We start from the raw sequence: 14958 nt of genomic DNA on the forward strand, positions 1-14958 counted from the left end.
GCCTCCTAGAGTGCTTCAAGAATGGCGACGACCCCTTGGCCGCCGGCAGCGCAGATGGAAATCAGGCCCCGGGCCGGACGGCCGTCCATCTGGCCCTTTTCGTGAAGCATCTTGGCCAGGGAGGCCACAATCCGGCCGCCCGTGGCGGCAAAGGGGTGACCCGCTGCCAATGAGGAGCCGTTGACGTTCAGCTTTGAGCGGTCGATTTTGCCCAAGGCTCCGTCCAGGCCCAGCCGTGTGCGCCCGAATTCTTCGTCCTCCCATGCGGCCAGGGTGCTGAGGACTGTCCCGGCGAAAGCCTCGTGGATCTCGAAAAGATCAATGTCGTCCAGCGTCAGGCCGTTCCGTGCCAGCAGCCGGGGAACCGCGAATGCAGGCGCCATCAGCAGGCCGTCCTTGCCATGGACGAAGTCCACCGCGGCCGCCTCACCGTCGACGACAGCGGCAAGTTTGGGCAGCTCGTGCGCGTCGGCCCACTCCTCCGAGGCGAGCAGTACCGTGGACGCACCGTCGGTCAGCGGCGTGGAGTTGCCGGCGGTCATGGTTGCCTCGGCGCCGAGGTTCTTACCAAAGACGGGCTTGAGCGTCGCCAGTTTTTCCAGGGTGGTGTCGGGGCGGAGGTTCGAATCCCTGGTCAGACCGCGGTATGGCGTGAGCAGATCGTCGAAGAACCCGGCGTCATAGGCGGCCGCCAGGTTGCGGTGGCTGTTGTAGGCCAACTCATCCTGGGCTTCGCGCGCGATCTTCCACTGTGCGGTGGTGAGAGCCTGGTGCTCGCCCATGGAAAGGCCCGTCCGGGGCTCCCCTGTGTTGGGCGCATCGGGCGCCAGGTCCTTGGGCCGGAGGCGGCTCAGCACCTGGATCCGCTGGGGCAGGGACTTGGCGCGGTTGAGGTCCAGCAACACCTCTCGCAGGCCCTCGCTTACGGCGATCGGCGCATCGGAAGCGGAATCCACGCCGCCGGCAATGGCCGAATCGATCTGGCGCAGCTTGATCTTGTTGGCCAGGCCGAGGACCGTTTCCAGGCCGGTGGCACAGGCCTGCTGGAGATCGTAAGCGGGGGTTTCCGCGGAAAGGGCAGAGCCCAGCACGGCCTCGCGGGTGAGGTTGAAGTCGCGGGAGTGCTTCAGGACCGCTCCCGCGGCAACTTCGCCGATGCGTTCGTCCTGCAGGCCGAAGCGGGCTATCAGGCCGTCCAGGGCGGCCGTCAGCATGTCCTGATTGGAGGATTTGGTGTAGGCCCCGCCAGTCCGCGCGAACGGAATCCGGTTTCCGCCCACCACCACGGCCTTGCGCACCTGGGCCGCAGCGGGCGACGACGCACGGGTGGTGTTGGATGATTCGTCTGGTCCGGGTGCGGACGGTCCGGTAAAGGACATGTGCTGTCTCCTCTTGATCAACGCTGGTTACCGATACCCAGCGTACCTGATACGCTGGGTATCGTGAACATCCTTCATGCTGAACTTCCCGCGCCGTCGAGCAGCATCGTTTCCAGTGGTGATGCATCGGGCGGCGACGCACTGCCCGCTCCCTCCGGCGCCGCCGTCGACGGGCGCGCCGCACGCTGGCAGTCCCACCGCGAGGAACGCCGGCGCGAACTTATCAAGTCCGCCCGGAAGGCTGTCCATGCGCTCGGCAGCGATGCTTCCATGGAGGACATCGCCGCCGCAGCAGGAACGTCCAAGTCCGTGTTCTACCGTTATTTCGGGGACAAGGCCGGACTGCAGCAGGCAGTTGGCGAAGTGGTGCTCAGCCAGATGCAGCGCCGCATCCAGGAAGCTGCGCAGAGCGCACAGACACCAAGAGAGGGGCTCTTCGCCATGGTGTCGGCCTATCTCCAAATGGCGGAAACCAGCCCGAATGTCTATGCGTTCGTCACCACCTACTCTGCAGGCGAACCAGGGGCGGCGAACGCGGGCATGGCAGCAGCCGGAGCCCTTGGCCACTTCTTCGAAGAAGTGCGCGACATGATTGCACGGCCCATGCGCGCGCACCTGGGCACCGGCAAGGAATCCGTGATCGGCTACTGGCCCACCGCAGCGATCGGGCTCGTACGGAACGCCGGAGAACAGTGGCTCGGCACCCCGGCGTCTCCCGCCAAGCCGTCGCAGGAAACCATGGCCCGCCAAATCACCGCGTGGCTCTGCGTCGGGATAGCCCCGGAACTGGACACGGTGGATCCCCGGACCCCAAACCCTTAATGAATTGTCAGAACCAACGAAGGAATCGACATGACTGACGTAGTTGACCGCCCCGCCAGCCAGGCAAACCGCCCCGCCGGCCGTACCAAGCAACCTGCCGACGGGTCACCCGCCGTCGACGTCGCCGCGCTGGGTGAGCAGCTCCTGGGCAAGTGGGCCCACATCCGCCGGCACTCGCGCGAGCTTTCGGGCCGTCCCGCACTGCACAAGACCGAAGGCCTCACCCACACCGAGCACCGCCAGCGCACATTCGGGCAGCTGAAATACCTGGTGGACAACAAAGCAGTTCACCGGGCCTTTCCCGCTTCACTGGGCGGTTCCGACGATCACGGCGGAAACATCGCCGGATTCGAGGAACTCGTCACGGCCGATCCGTCGCTCCAGATCAAGGCGGGTGTCCAGTGGGGGCTTTTCGGCTCCGCCGTGATGCACCTGGGCACTGAGGAACACCACGCCAAGTGGTTGCCCGGCATCATGAACCTGGACATTCCCGGCTGCTTCGCGATGACGGAAACCGGGCACGGCTCCGACGTGGCCAGCATTGCCACCACGGCCACCTTCGACCCCGCCACGCAGGAGTTCGTGATCCACACGCCTTTCCGCGCTGCGTGGAAGGACTACATCGGCAACGCCGCAATAGACGGACTGGGCGCCGTGGTCTTCGCCCAGCTGGTAACGAGGGGCGTCAATCACGGCGTGCACGCGTTCTACGTGGACCTGCGCGATCCGGAGACCAGGGAATTCCTGCCGGGCATCGGCGGTGAGGATGACGGCGTCAAGGGCGGACTGAACGGCATCGACAATGGCCGGCTGCATTTCAGCAACGTCCGTGTTCCGCGCACCAACCTGCTCAACCGCTACGGGGACGTAGACGCGGACGGCGCCTACACCTCCCCCATCGCCAGCCCGGGCCGTCGCTTCTTCACCATGCTGGGCACCCTGGTCCAGGGCCGCGTCTCCCTGGATGGCGCCGCAGTGGCGGCCAGCAAACTCGCGCTCAAGACCGCCGTCCAGTACGCCGCCGAGCGTCGCCAGTTCAACGCTTCGTCCCACACTGACGAAGAAGTACTGCTTGACTACCAGCGCCACCAGCGACGGCTGTTCACCCGCCTAGCAACAACCTATGCCGCCGGCTTTGCCCACGAGCAGCTTTTGCAGAAGTTCGACGACGTCTTCTCCGGCGAGCACGATACCGACGAGGACCGCCAAGACCTGGAAACACTCGCCGCGGCGCTCAAGCCGCTCAGCACGTGGCACGCCCTTGATACCCTCCAGGAATGCCGGGAGGCCTGCGGCGGGGCAGGGTTCCTGATTGAGAACCGCTTCGCATCCCTGCGTGCCGACCTGGATGTGTACGTCACCTTTGAAGGCGACAACACCGTGCTGCTCCAGCTGGTGGCCAAGCGCCTCCTGGCCGACTACGCCAAGGAATTCCGCACCGTCGGCGTCGGCGTGCTGGCACGCTACGTGGTGAGCCAGGCCGCCGGCGCCGCGGTGCACCGGACGGGCCTGCGCCAGGTTGCCCAGTTCGTCGCGGACACGGGTTCGGTGCAGAAGGCGGCAATCGCGCTCCGGGACGAAGACACCCAGCGGCTGCTGCTGACCGACCGGGTGCAGACCATGGTCGCTGAGGTCGGAGCCGCGCTGAAGGGCACCAACAAGCTGCCCCAGCGCCAGGCGGCAGCCGTCTTCAACGAGCACCAGCACGAACTGATCGAGGCAGCCCAGGCCCACGCGGAACTCCTGCAGTGGGAGGCTTTCACGGAGGCGCTGGCGAATGTGGCAGACCCGGGCACCAAGCGTGTACTGACGTGGCTCCGGGATCTGTTCGGCCTCTCGCTCATCGAGAAGAATCTGTCCTGGTACCTCATGAACGGGCGGCTTTCGATGCAGCGCGGCCGCACGGTGGGTGACTACATCAACCGGCTGCTGACCAAGATCCGCCCGCATGCCCTGGACCTCGTGGATGCCTTCGGCTACGGGCCGGAGCACCTTCGCGCGGCCATCGCCACGGGGGCCGAGCGGGCCCGCCAGGACGAGGCGCGTACTTACTTCCGGGCCCAGCGCGCCGACGGACAGGCGCCGGTCGACGAGAAGGTCCTGCTGGCGCGGAAGGGCGTGGACTCCAAGACTCCGCGGCGCTAAGTCTCGGCGAATTTCCGAGGGAAACTGCGGAAACCACGACGGCGGCGCCCCGATCAGGTGGGGGCGGCGCCGTCGTGGTCCGTTAACCGTTGCCGGTTGTGTTCGGCGGTTCTACGCGGCGTCTGCTCCGGTTCAGGCAAGAACGGAGCGGTACACCTCAAGTGTGGTTTCCGTAATGGACTCCCAGGAGAAGTGCTCCTCGGCGCGTCGCCGGCCCGCCTGCCCCATCGCGCGCGCCCGCTCCGGATCGGACACCACTTCGGTCAGGGCGGCCGCAAATTCGCTGACGAACTTCTCCGGATCAAGCGGAGTACCCGTGCCGTCGGTGACCTGCTCGATGTCCACGAGCAGTCCGGTTTCGCCATGCTGCACGACTTCGGGGATGCCGCCGGTGGCACTGGCCACAACGGCAGCGCCGCAGGCCATGGCCTCGAGGTTCACGATGCCGAGCGGCTCGTAGATGGACGGGCAGGCGAAGGCGGTGGCGTGGCTGAGGACCTGGATGAGTTCGTCGCGGGGCAGCATCCGCTCGATGAGGATAACGCCGCTGCGCTGGCTCTGGAGTTCCTCGATCAGCCGTGCGGTTTCCGCGGCAAGCTCGGGTGTATCCGCCGCGCCGAGGCACAGGACCAGCTGGACATCCGCCGGCAGCTTTGCCGCTGCGCGGAGCAGGTACGGTACACCCTTCTGGCGGGTGTTCCGGCCGACGAACACCACGCTGGGAAGTTCCGGGTCGATGCCCAGGGCCCTGATGGCGTCATCGCCCTCGTCACGAGTCCAAAGGTCAACGTCGATGCCGTTGTGCACCACGCGGACCTTGGCCGGATCGACATCAGGGTAGCTGCGCAGGATGTCCTGCCGCATCCCCTCAGAGACGGCGATGATTGCGGCCGCGGCCTCGTAGGCGGTCTTCTCCACCCAGGAGGACAGCGCGTAGCCGCCTCCCAGCTGTTCAGCCTTCCACGGACGCAGCGGTTCGAGGCTGTGGGCGCTCAGCACATGCGGGATGCCGTGGAGCAGCGATGCCAGGTGGCCGGCCATGTTGGCATACCAGGTGTGCGAATGCACAAGGTCGGCTCCCGCGATGTCCGGGACGATCCGCAGGTCCACACCAAGGGTCTGGACCGCGGCATTGGCCGCACCCAGGTCCTCCGGAACCGAGTAGGACGTCACCTTGGCCCCGTGGTAGTCGGGATCCCGGGGCGCACCGAAGGCGCGCACCTGCAAATCCACATGCTTGGCCAGCACCCGGCTCAACTCAGCCACATGGACGCCGGCGCCACCGTAGATCTCGGGCGGGAACTCTTTAGTCACAATGTCTATTCGCACGTTACCCAAGGTAGTCGTTCCGGCGTATCTGTTCTAGTGTGAAGGGGTCCGGGCATGCCGGACTTTTTGGGGAGTTACGAAGGCGTACAGGAGCGACCATAATGCCGTTGAATAAGAAAGTCCTGGCTATTGTCCTCGCCGGAGGCGAGGGAAACCGTCTTATGCCATTGACGGCTGACAGGGCTAAACCCGGCGTGCCGTTTGCCGGGAGTTACCGGCTAATCGACTTTGCGCTATCAAACCTCGTCAATTCGCGTTATCTCCAGATAGTGGTGCTAACGCAATATAAATCGCATAGCCTGGACCGCCACATTTCCGAGACCTGGCGCATGTCCACGCAACTCGGAAATTATGTTGCCTCCGTTCCGGCGCAGCAGCGTGTCGGCAAAAGCTGGTTCCTTGGCAGCGCCAACGCCATCTACCAGTCCCTGAACCTGATCCATGACGCCAACCCGGACATTGTTGTGGTGGTCGGCGCGGACCACGTTTACCGCATGGACTTCGCCCAGATGGTGGCGCAGCACGTAGCCAGCGGAGCGAAGGCAACTGTAGCCGCCGTCCGGCAGCCGCTGAACATGGCGAACCAGTTCGGCGTCATCGAGGTTGACCAGGACGACCCGCAGAAAATCGCGGCGTTCGTGGAGAAGCCTGCCCAGACCCCCGGCCTGGCCGCGGATCCCACCCAGTTCCTGGCATCCATGGGCAACTACGTTTTCGACGCCGATGCCCTGGTGGAAGCCCTGCACGTCGATGCCGAGCGCCTGGACACCAAGCACGACATGGGCGGGGACATCATTCCCTACTTCGTGAACCAGGGCGAAGCCGGCGTCTACGACTTCACCCTCAACGACATCCCCGGATCCACGGAACGCGACCGCACATACTGGCGCGATGTCGGCACCATCGACTCGTTCTACGACGCCCACATGGACCTGATCTCGCCGCTGCCTGTTTTCAACCTGTACAACTCGGAATGGCCCATCTACACCCGCCAGAGCATTTCCCCGCCCGCCAAGTTCGTGCGCGGCGCGAACAACACTGTGGGAACCGCCTTGGACTCCATCGTGGCCAGCGGCGTGGTCATCTCCGGCGGCATTGTGGAAGGTTCGGTCCTGTCCAACGACGTCTATGTGGGCACAGCCAGCCGCGTGGTGGATTCGGTGCTGATGGACAAGGTGCAGATCGGCGCGGGCGCAGTGGTCAATCGCGCCATCATCGACAAGAACGTCAAGGTGCCCGCAGGCGCAGCAATCGGGCTGGATCCCGAACGTGACCGCGCCCGTGGCTACAAGGTGACGGACTCCGGCATCACTGTTCTGTCCAAGGGCCAACTGGTCCCTGAGCCGGACGAAGCCGAACGGGCACTTTCAGCAGCCAACCTGCACCTCGTTCCCAACGCGGTGCAGGCGGCCACACAAAATTCCGCTTCTGCGAGGGAATCGGTGGAGAAGGTCGGGGAGGCCCACGCCGCCGCCGTGCGCGTTGCCGCCGCCGACTAGGAGACCATCAGCGCAATCCCTGAACCCTTGAGGCAGGCCGGAAGCTTCCCAGGCTGTAAAATCGGAACAATGAACTCCCCCGATTTGACGCCTGAGGACATCCAGGCCTGCCTCAAGGTCTTAAATACCATCCATGCCTACGACGAGGAGCACCCGGACTACGTCTCGGTTCGCCGCGCCACCGGCAAGATGTTCAAGGCTGTCAAGCGCCACCGCCGGGTCACCAAACGAGACCTGATCGCTGAGTCCGACCGCGCCGTCATCGCCCAGACGGCCACCGCGGCCCCGGACAGGATCGATGACGAGACCCGCGGAAACAAGCTGGAACCTTCGGCGACGGGAAAGGTGGCAGGGCACCTCATCAGGTCCCGCCCCTGCTACATCTGCAAGAAGCACTACACGCAGGTGGATGCCTTCTACCACCAGCTGTGCCCTGAGTGCGCCGCGTTCAGCCACACCAAACGCGATGCTCGCACCGATCTCACCGGCCGGCGTGCCCTTCTTACTGGCGGACGCGCGAAGATCGGCATGTACATCGCGCTCCGGCTGCTCCGGGACGGCGCCCACACCACCATCACCACACGCTTCCCGAAGGACGCAGCGCGTCGCTTCGCGGCTATGGAGGACAGCGGGGACTGGCTCCACCGGCTGAGGATTGTGGGCATCGACCTCCGCGACCCTTCCCAGGTCATGGCACTGACCGATTCGCTCGACGCGGCCGGCCCGCTGGACATTATCATCAACAACGCGGCCCAGACCGTCCGCCGGTCCGGGAATGCGTACAAGCCTCTGGTTGACGCCGAAGACGAGCCCTTGCCGGCAGCACTCGAAGCGGCCAACGGGGGTCCCGAACTGGTGACGTTCGGACACGCCCACGACAAACACCCCCTGGCCCTCGCGAGCAGCGTCATGGAGCATCCCGTCCTGGCCGGAGATGCCATCACATCCCTCGCCCTCTCCACGGGGTCCGCATCGCTGGAACGGATTGCAGCGGGCACGGCCATCGACGCCGGAGGCCTGGTCCCCGACCTGGCCACGATCAACAGCTGGACACAGGTGGTGGACGAAGTGGACCCCCTGGAAATGCTCGAGGTGCAGCTCTGCAACGTCACCGCGCCATTCCTCCTGGTGAGCCGGCTGCGCGGGGCCATGAAGCGCTCCACCGCGCACCGGAAGTACATCGTGAACGTTTCCGCCATGGAAGGGCAGTTCTCGCGCGCGTACAAGGGCCCGGGCCACCCGCACACGAACATGGCCAAGGCAGCACTGAACATGATGACCCGCACCAGTGCGCAGGAAATGCTCGATTCCGACGGAATCCTGATGACGGCCGTGGACACCGGGTGGATCACAGATGAGCGCCCCCATTACACCAAGGTCCGGCTCATGGAGGAAGGCTTCCATGCGCCGCTGGACCTGGTGGACGGTGCCGCCAGGGTCTACGATCCCATCGTCATGGGTGAAAGCGGCGAAGACCAGTACGGCGTCTTCCTCAAGGACTACAAGCCGAGCCCTTGGTAGCAGGCACGCCGCCCTGCTAACAGCAGGGCGGCTGCAGGAACGGCGTCCAAGGCCTTATGGCCCTGATGGGCCGCCCGGAGGATCCGTAACGTGGGTCTACATGAACACGATCACGCCGCCCGAGGGCCAACTCTCCATTGACCAGTGCTGGGCCATGCTTGACACCGAAACTGTCGGGAGGGTCGCGCTCGTTGTTGATGGCCATCCGGAAATTTTCCCCGTGAATTTTTTGCTTCAGCGCCGCTCCATAGTCTTCCGGACAGCGGGCGGGACCAAGCTGTGGGCGGCCATGACGTCCAAACCGCTGGCTTTCGAAATCGACGGCTATGACGCCGGCGACGAAGCGGCCTGGAGCGTGGTTGCACGTGGCGAATCCGAAGTGATCGAAAGCCAGGAAGAGAAAGACCAGGTCGACGCCCTCTTCCTGGAACCGTGGCAGCCCGGGGATAAGGATAACTACGTCCGGCTCAGGCCTAAGGCGATGACCGGCCGGCGGTTCAAGGTGAAGAAGCCTGACCTGTGGAACACGCGGCTGTCCGACGCCCGGCGTGCCTCCTTCGAGTAGGCATGCTCCCCCTTTGAACGATCTGCTTCCTTGAAAGATCTGCCCGCCAGGGTCAGTGCTTCTCGGGCGTGTGGACCACCAGCACGGGGCAATGCGCGTGGGCAACGCAGGCAGAACTCACCGAGCCCAGCAGCAGCCCTCCGAACCCGCCGTGGCCCCGCCTTCCGACCACCAGCATGTCAGCGGTCCGGCTGGCGTCAATGAGGCTGTGCCGTGGGCGGCCCTGCACCAGCCGGGTCTCAATGTTCGCGGGCGTTTCCGGTCCAAAAGCCTTGGCTAGCGACTCCTTGAGGATCTCCCCGGCGCGGACGTCGAAGTCGTTGATCCCCATTGCCACGTAGCCGTCATACACCGGCGGGTAATCCCAGCACGCCAGCACCACCAGGTGCGCTCCGACGCCCACTGCGAGGCCCTGGGCGTGCTTCAGGGCTTCCACCGAAGCCTCGGAGCCGTCCACTCCGACAACGATCGTACGGACGTCCCAGGCCTCGTTCATTTCTTCCCCTTTCGCAGGCGGCTCCCGCGGGCGGAGCCCAACGGCGGGCCGTCGGGTGTACTTCAAGGATGTGTGCCGGAAGCTGGGGCAGGTAGGGCCTAAAGTCATGCCCTGTTGGGTCCAAGGACCCTTGTTGCCCCTATTGGCGTCAACGAGAATGGCAGAGCCGGACGAACCAAACCGGCTCCGGACAGACATAATGGGACTTGCACCGCACCGGCTCGCCGGCTGCGGACCGACAGTGGCAGCTCAGGCCGCCGGACAGGAGGACCATGATTCCCCGGGCAGACCAGGGTCCCCGCGCGCAGCCCATGCATACGGACCTTATCCGCGTGTTCATCCTCGATGACCACGAACTTGTCAGGCGGGGACTGCAGGAGCTCCTCGAGGGCGAGGGCTTCGACGTTGTGGGCAGCTCCGGTTCCGCGGTTGAGGCGACACGGCGCATTCCAGCCCTGCACCCGGACGTCAGTGTGCTCGATGCCCGGCTTCCGGACGGAACGGGAATCGAGGTCTGCAGGGACGTCCGGTCAGTGGATCCGAACCTGAACTGCCTCATCCTGACGAGCTTTGACGATGAGCAGGCCTTGCGGGGCGCTGTACTCGCCGGCGCCCGTGGGTATGTCCTGAAGGAGATCGGCGGCACGGACCTTATCGGGGCAATGCGCCGTGCGGCAGCAGGAGAGTCACTGTTCGACGACGGCGTGGCGGCGAGCATCGTTGAAAGCCTCGTCACACCCCAGCAGGTGGATCCAAGGACCGCCGGGCTCACACCTCAGGAGCGAAGGGTGCTCGAACTCGTGGGAGGCGGCCTCACCAACCGGCAGATCGCGGCGGAGATGTTCCTTGCGGAGAAGACCGTGAAGAACTACGTCTCCTCGCTCCTGGCGAAGTTGGGCTTTGAACGGCGGACGCAGGCTGCGGTGTACATCGCCAACAACTCGATGCCTGCCTCGTCCCCCACCGGGCACTCCGGTCCGGTCCATTCCGCCACCGCCCACTCGGCCGGCTCCGATGCTGACGGGCACCGGCGCTAGAGCGGAACTGACCACTCCAGGCTGGTCCCGGCCTCGGGCGTGCTGGTGATGGTGCAGGTGCCTTCAAGCATCCTGGCGCGTTCTTCCATGTTGTTGAGTCCATTGCGCTTTGCCGAGTCCCTGAACCCCCGGCCGTTGTCCGTAACCTGGACCGTCATCCTGCCCTTGAGGGCCGAGACGGATATGTCGATCGAATCTGCGCCCGAGTGGCGGATGGCGTTGCTGAGGCCTTCGGAAACAACGGCGACCACATGGTTGGCCGTATCCGGCAGCACGGAGTCCACCGGGCCTTCCAGGTTCAGCCCGGGGGTGAAAGCCATGGTCCTCGCGGCGCTCCGCGTGACGCGCCGCAGCCTTCCGCTGAGCAGCTCGGTTTCCCCGTTCCCTGTCCTGAGCGAGTAAATGGTGTCCCTCAGGCTGCGGATCGCCTCATCCAGTTCCCCGGTGATCGCGCCGATCCGTTCCAGCGCAAGGCCTTCCCTGGTGAAGCGGGTCAGGCTCTGCACGCTCAGGCCCGCGGCAAAAAGCCGCTGGATCACGAGGTCATGAAGGTCGCGGGCAATGCGGTCGCGGTCAGTGAAGACCAGCAGTTCTTCGCGCAGCCGGTGAACCCGGGCGAGTTCGAGCGCCAAGGCGACGTGGGAACCAAAAACAGCCCCCATCTCAACGTCGGTACGGCCGTAGGCACCTGCTCCGGCGTCCCGGACCAGGACGAGAAGGCCGTGGTGGGCGCCCTGCGTGCTCAGCGCCACCGCGAGGAGTGGACCGGCCACGCTCTCCTCCAGCACTCCCAGGACGTCCGCGGCTTTCTCCACCAGCAGCGGTTCGCCTCCGGCGAGGACCGACTGGATGGCTTCTGAATCCAGGGCCAGGGGCAGGCCCGAAAACAACTCTGCATCCTTACCGTTGGCCCCGGCCACAACGTAGCCGACTCCGTCCGCGGACGGTGCCACGATCAGGGCCAGCCGGGACCCGGATTCCCGCAACGCCCTTCCGGCAATCGGATCAAGGCCCCCTGACGAGGTGAGGGGATCGCTCCCCAGCATCAGTCCGGAGACATCCATGCAGGCCTCCAGCCACTGTGCGCGGCGCCGGGCATCGTCGTACAGCCGGGCATTTTCTATGGCCACTCCGGCCGCCGCGGCGAGGGCAACGGCAAGCTCCTCATCCTCTACGGTGAAATCGCCCCCGCCTTCCTTTTCCGTCAGGTACAGGTTGCCGAAAACGACGTCGCGGACCCGGACCGGGACGCCGAGGAATGACTGCATAGGCGGGTGGTGTTTGGGAAAGCCGTACGCTTCGGGGTGGCGGCGAAGGTCATGGAGCCGCAGCGGCCTGGGATCGGAGATGAGCAATCCCAGGACACCGTGACCGGTGGGGAGGGGACCAATCCGGTTGGCCAGTTCGCCGTCAATCCCGACAGTGATGAAGTGGCTTAGGACGCGGTCATCGCCAATGACCCCCAACGCTCCGTAGCGGGCGTGCAGCAACTGGCAGGCGGACTGGACCACCCGTTCCAGGACGGCATCCAGACTCAGATCCTCCGCGACGGCCACGACGGCTTCGAGCAGGCCACCCATACGCTCCTGGAACTGCAGGAGTTCACCGGCCCGCGAAACAAAATCCTTGAGCAGGTCTTCGATCCTCAGGCTGCCCGCCACTGTATACCGTTCGGGACCGTCGCCATTGGCATGCATATCCACAACCCGACTCCTGACCGCTTTTGTCCGCTCCGGCGGCGTGAGGCCAGAATACCGTTAAGGCTTTGTTCACGGGGCGGGAAAGTACGGAGTCGGCTTGGGGCCATTGTGCCCTAGCTTGCCTTCCGTTCCTTGCCTAGGCTCAGCGTCATGAGCACTGATAGCAAACCGGAGCCTGACGCTTCGCAGGGGGTCGAAAACCTCGACAGCAACGAATGCTGGAGGCTGCTGCGGAGCGTCTCGGTAGGCCGCTTGGCTGTCTGGGTCGACGACCACCCGGACATCTTCCCCGTCAACTACAAGGTGGACCACGGCACTCTGGTCTTCCGTACGGCAGAAGGCACCAAGCTGCAGTCAGCCACCGGAGACACGCCCGTGGCCATGGAGGCCGACGGGGTGGACACGGACACCGGGATCGCGTGGAGCGTAGTGGTCAAGGGCCAGGCCGCCCCGGTCAGGAACCCGCAGGAGGTCCTGGACACGGTGGGGCTGCTGCTGTTCCCCTGGCAGGGCGGAACAAAGGAACACTTCGTCCGGATCAGCCCGGATACCGTCACTGGACGTCGCTTCAAGGTCACTCCCCCGCTGACCTGGTGGACGCCGCTCGATGACGCCACCCGGTCCGCGGACGAATAAGGTGCCTCCGCGCGTGCCTACGCCAGGCGCGTGATTTCCACGCTGACATTCAATGCGGAACCCCCGCCGCCGGACAGGATGCCCTTCAGCGGCGGCACGTCCCGGTAGTCACGGCCACGCGCCACCGTGACATGGAAGTCGCCGGCCGGTTTGTGGTTGGTGGGATCCCAGCTGCGCCACTCACCGTCCCACCATTCAAGCCACGCGTGCGACTGGCCGGCCACCGTCTCGCCGATATCCGCCGTCGAACGCGGGTGAAGGTAACCGGAAACGTACCGGGCAGGAATCCCGCAGCTGCGCAGTGCCCCGACGGCCAGGTGTGCCAGATCCTGGCAGACGCCCTGCCGCTGGCCCCAGGCCTGGGCAGCATTGGTGGTGACGCCCGTGGAGCCCTTCATGTAGGTCATTTCTCCGCGCATCCATTCGAAAATGGCCATGGCGGCCCCGTGCGGGTTCCTGCCTTCGACCACGCCCGGAATGATGCCCAGCACTTCGTCGCCGGGGCCGCTGAGCTGGGACTGCGGAATCCAGTCGCTGAACTGGTTGAGGGTCTCAGGCGTCTGCAGCACGTCCCAGGAGACGATGTCGCCGTCGGCCGGGATGCGCTCCGCGCGGTGGACTTCGACCGTGGTGGTGGCGACGACCTCAAGGTACTCGTGCGGCATCTGCATGTCGAAGGCGGTGACACGCGTACCCCAATAGTCTCGGTAGCTGCTGATGGCGGCCTGCGACGGCGCGACCTTCATCGACGATTCCAGCACCACCTGCTGAGGATCCGTCAGCGGCGTCATCCGGGCTTCGTTGTACGAGAGCGTGACGCGTTTGTTGTACTTGTAGCCGGTCTTGTGGATGATACTCAGCCGGGTCATGAAACTTCTCCCACCCAGGCCAGTTCGTCCGCCTGATTGAAGTACTTACGGGAAATTGCGTCCGAAGCCTGCGAGACAGCCTTCTGGACGCGCTCCATGTGTTCCGGCAGCTCGGACATGAGGTCGTCCGTGCGGTGGAACTCCAGGAAGGTGCGGGCCTGGCCCACGATCCGGCGGGCGTCGTTGATGAAGCCGACGCGCTGGGCGGAAGGGTCGAGCTTCGCCAGGCAGTCGTCGGCATCGCGCAGCGCATAGACGATGGAGCGCGGGAACAGCCGGTCCAGCAGCAGGAACTCGGCGGCATGCTGGTCGCCGAAGGCCGCCCGCCGGGTTCGCAGGAAGGACTCGTAGGCGCCGGCGCAACGGAGCATGTTCACCCAGGACATGCCGGCGGAGAGGACATCGCGGGTGGAGAGCATGCGGGCCGTCATGTCGGCGCGCTCCAGGGAGCGTCCCAGTGCGAGGAACAGCCAGCTGTCGTCGTGGCTGACGGTGGTGTCCGCCAGCCCGCTGACCATGGCGGTGCGTTCCAGGACCCAGTGGCAGAACCGGTAGGTTCCCACAACGTCCTTGCGGTGCTGGTTCAGGCCGTAGTACGTGGTGTTCAAGCTCTCCCAAAGGCCCGAGGAGACAGTCTCACGGGCACGGCGGGCGTTTTCGCGGGCAGCACCCAGGGAACCCGCAATGGAGGTGGCGCTCTGTTTGTCGTAGGCGAGGGCGTGCAGCAGTTCGTCCAGGCCGAACTCGTCGCTGTCGGGGCGGGCGCCCATGACTGCCAGGAGCTCCCGGGCAACGCTGTCGCGCTCCTCCGTGGGCAGGTGGTTGAGCCGCTCCAGGTGAACGTCCAGGATGCGGGCGGTGCCGTCCGCCCGCTCCACATAGCGGCCGATCCAAAATAGGGACTCTGCAATACGGCTAAGCATTCGCGGCTACCTCCTGCGGGTCCGAAATCTGCATGAA

General features: G+C 65.1%; 13 protein-coding genes. 7 read left to right on the forward strand and 6 right to left on the reverse strand.

Annotation, left to right across the window (positions count from 1 at the left end; translation table 11 throughout):
* Nucleotides 1–5: 5 nt before the first annotated feature.
* Entirely contained in the window at nucleotides 6–1379 is a 1374-nt protein-coding gene (locus J2805_RS06140; protein ID WP_309970813.1) for an acetyl-CoA C-acetyltransferase, read from the reverse strand.
* Between the two features lie 105 nt (nucleotides 1380–1484).
* On the opposite strand from J2805_RS06140, the gene J2805_RS06145 reads away from it, so the two are divergent.
* Together J2805_RS06145 and J2805_RS06150 are read left to right on the forward strand one after the other, a co-directional pair.
* Entirely contained in the window at nucleotides 1485–2201 is a 717-nt protein-coding gene (locus tag J2805_RS06145) for a TetR/AcrR family transcriptional regulator (RefSeq protein ID WP_396134256.1), read from the forward strand.
* A 30-nt stretch (nucleotides 2202–2231) separates the two neighbouring features.
* On the forward strand, nucleotides 2232–4346 hold the full coding sequence (locus J2805_RS06150) for an acyl-CoA dehydrogenase family protein (protein ID WP_309970816.1): 2115 nt from the start codon (nucleotides 2232–2234) through the stop codon (nucleotides 4344–4346).
* Nucleotides 4347–4478: 132 nt separating this feature from the next.
* Here J2805_RS06150 and glgA read toward each other — a convergent pair whose 3' ends face one another.
* On the reverse strand, nucleotides 4479–5675 hold the full coding sequence (gene glgA, locus J2805_RS06155; protein WP_309970819.1) for a glycogen synthase: 1197 nt from the start codon (nucleotides 5673–5675) through the stop codon (nucleotides 4479–4481).
* Between the two features lie 101 nt (nucleotides 5676–5776).
* Between glgA and glgC the strand changes: the two genes are divergently transcribed.
* The 3 genes from glgC (at nucleotide 5777) to J2805_RS06170 (ending at nucleotide 9260) form a co-directional block, all read left to right on the forward strand.
* Nucleotides 5777–7174: a glucose-1-phosphate adenylyltransferase gene (gene glgC, locus J2805_RS06160; protein ID WP_309970821.1), complete on the forward strand. Its 1398-nt coding sequence runs from the start codon at nucleotides 5777–5779 to the stop codon at nucleotides 7172–7174.
* A gap of 69 nt (nucleotides 7175–7243) precedes the next feature.
* A complete protein-coding gene (locus J2805_RS06165) occupies nucleotides 7244–8695 on the forward strand; it encodes an SDR family NAD(P)-dependent oxidoreductase (RefSeq protein ID WP_309970823.1) in 1452 nt (483 codons plus the stop codon).
* A gap of 100 nt (nucleotides 8696–8795) precedes the next feature.
* Nucleotides 8796–9260 carry a pyridoxamine 5'-phosphate oxidase family protein gene (locus J2805_RS06170; RefSeq protein WP_309970826.1) on the forward strand — a complete coding sequence of 155 codons (465 nt, stop codon included), beginning with the start codon at nucleotides 8796–8798 and terminating at the stop codon, nucleotides 9258–9260.
* Between the two features lie 52 nt (nucleotides 9261–9312).
* On the opposite strand, the gene J2805_RS06175 is transcribed toward J2805_RS06170, so the two are convergent.
* A complete protein-coding gene (locus J2805_RS06175) occupies nucleotides 9313–9756 on the reverse strand; it encodes a universal stress protein (RefSeq protein ID WP_309970829.1) in 444 nt (147 codons plus the stop codon).
* 272 nt (nucleotides 9757–10028) lie between these two features.
* On the opposite strand from J2805_RS06175, the gene J2805_RS06180 reads away from it, so the two are divergent.
* Complete coding sequence (locus J2805_RS06180) at nucleotides 10029–10793, forward strand: response regulator transcription factor (protein WP_309970833.1); 765 nt, start codon at nucleotides 10029–10031, stop codon at nucleotides 10791–10793.
* Here J2805_RS06180 and J2805_RS06185 read toward each other — a convergent pair.
* Nucleotides 10790–12490: a GAF domain-containing sensor histidine kinase gene (locus J2805_RS06185; RefSeq protein WP_309974834.1), complete on the reverse strand. Its 1701-nt coding sequence runs from the start codon at nucleotides 12488–12490 to the stop codon at nucleotides 10790–10792. The two genes, J2805_RS06180 and J2805_RS06185, sit on opposite strands and share 4 nt — an antisense overlap.
* 153 nt (nucleotides 12491–12643) lie before the next feature.
* Here J2805_RS06185 and J2805_RS06190 point away from each other — a divergent pair, with 153 nt between their 5' ends.
* Nucleotides 12644–13129 (forward strand): pyridoxamine 5'-phosphate oxidase family protein, encoded by a 486-nt coding sequence (locus J2805_RS06190; protein WP_309970835.1) that lies wholly within the window; start codon nucleotides 12644–12646, stop codon nucleotides 13127–13129.
* Nucleotides 13130–13146: 17 nt separating this feature from the next.
* Here J2805_RS06190 and J2805_RS06195 read toward each other — a convergent pair whose 3' ends face one another.
* Both J2805_RS06195 and J2805_RS06200 read right to left on the reverse strand, forming a co-directional pair.
* Nucleotides 13147–13998 (reverse strand): transglutaminase family protein, encoded by an 852-nt coding sequence (locus J2805_RS06195; protein WP_309970838.1) that lies wholly within the window; start codon nucleotides 13996–13998, stop codon nucleotides 13147–13149.
* Nucleotides 13995–14921 carry an alpha-E domain-containing protein gene (locus J2805_RS06200; protein ID WP_309970840.1) on the reverse strand — a complete coding sequence of 309 codons (927 nt, stop codon included), beginning with the start codon at nucleotides 14919–14921 and terminating at the stop codon, nucleotides 13995–13997. The genes J2805_RS06195 and J2805_RS06200 overlap by 4 nt, the downstream gene beginning before the upstream one ends.
* Nucleotides 14922–14958: the final 37 nt, after the last annotated feature.

The sequence above is a fragment of the Arthrobacter oryzae genome (assembly GCF_031454875.1).
GTDB lineage: Bacteria > Actinomycetota > Actinomycetes > Actinomycetales > Micrococcaceae > Arthrobacter > Arthrobacter oryzae_D.

Coding starts and splice junctions, on each gene's coding strand:
- J2805_RS06140 (WP_309970813.1), bottom strand. CDS start 1,379: ATGTCCTTTACCGGACCGTCCGCACCCGGACCAGACGAATCATCCAAC.
- J2805_RS06150 (WP_309970816.1), top strand. CDS start 2,232: ATGACTGACGTAGTTGACCGCCCCGCCAGCCAGGCAAACCGCCCCGCC.
- glgC (WP_309970821.1), top strand. CDS start 5,777: ATGCCGTTGAATAAGAAAGTCCTGGCTATTGTCCTCGCCGGAGGCGAG.
- J2805_RS06165 (WP_309970823.1), top strand. CDS start 7,244: ATGAACTCCCCCGATTTGACGCCTGAGGACATCCAGGCCTGCCTCAAG.
- J2805_RS06170 (WP_309970826.1), top strand. CDS start 8,796: ATGAACACGATCACGCCGCCCGAGGGCCAACTCTCCATTGACCAGTGC.
- J2805_RS06175 (WP_309970829.1), bottom strand. CDS start 9,756: ATGAACGAGGCCTGGGACGTCCGTACGATCGTTGTCGGAGTGGACGGC.
- J2805_RS06180 (WP_309970833.1), top strand. CDS start 10,029: ATGATTCCCCGGGCAGACCAGGGTCCCCGCGCGCAGCCCATGCATACG.
- J2805_RS06185 (WP_309974834.1), bottom strand. CDS start 12,490: ATGCATGCCAATGGCGACGGTCCCGAACGGTATACAGTGGCGGGCAGC.
- J2805_RS06190 (WP_309970835.1), top strand. CDS start 12,644: ATGAGCACTGATAGCAAACCGGAGCCTGACGCTTCGCAGGGGGTCGAA.
- J2805_RS06195 (WP_309970838.1), bottom strand. CDS start 13,998: ATGACCCGGCTGAGTATCATCCACAAGACCGGCTACAAGTACAACAAA.
- J2805_RS06200 (WP_309970840.1), bottom strand. CDS start 14,921: ATGCTTAGCCGTATTGCAGAGTCCCTATTTTGGATCGGCCGCTATGTG.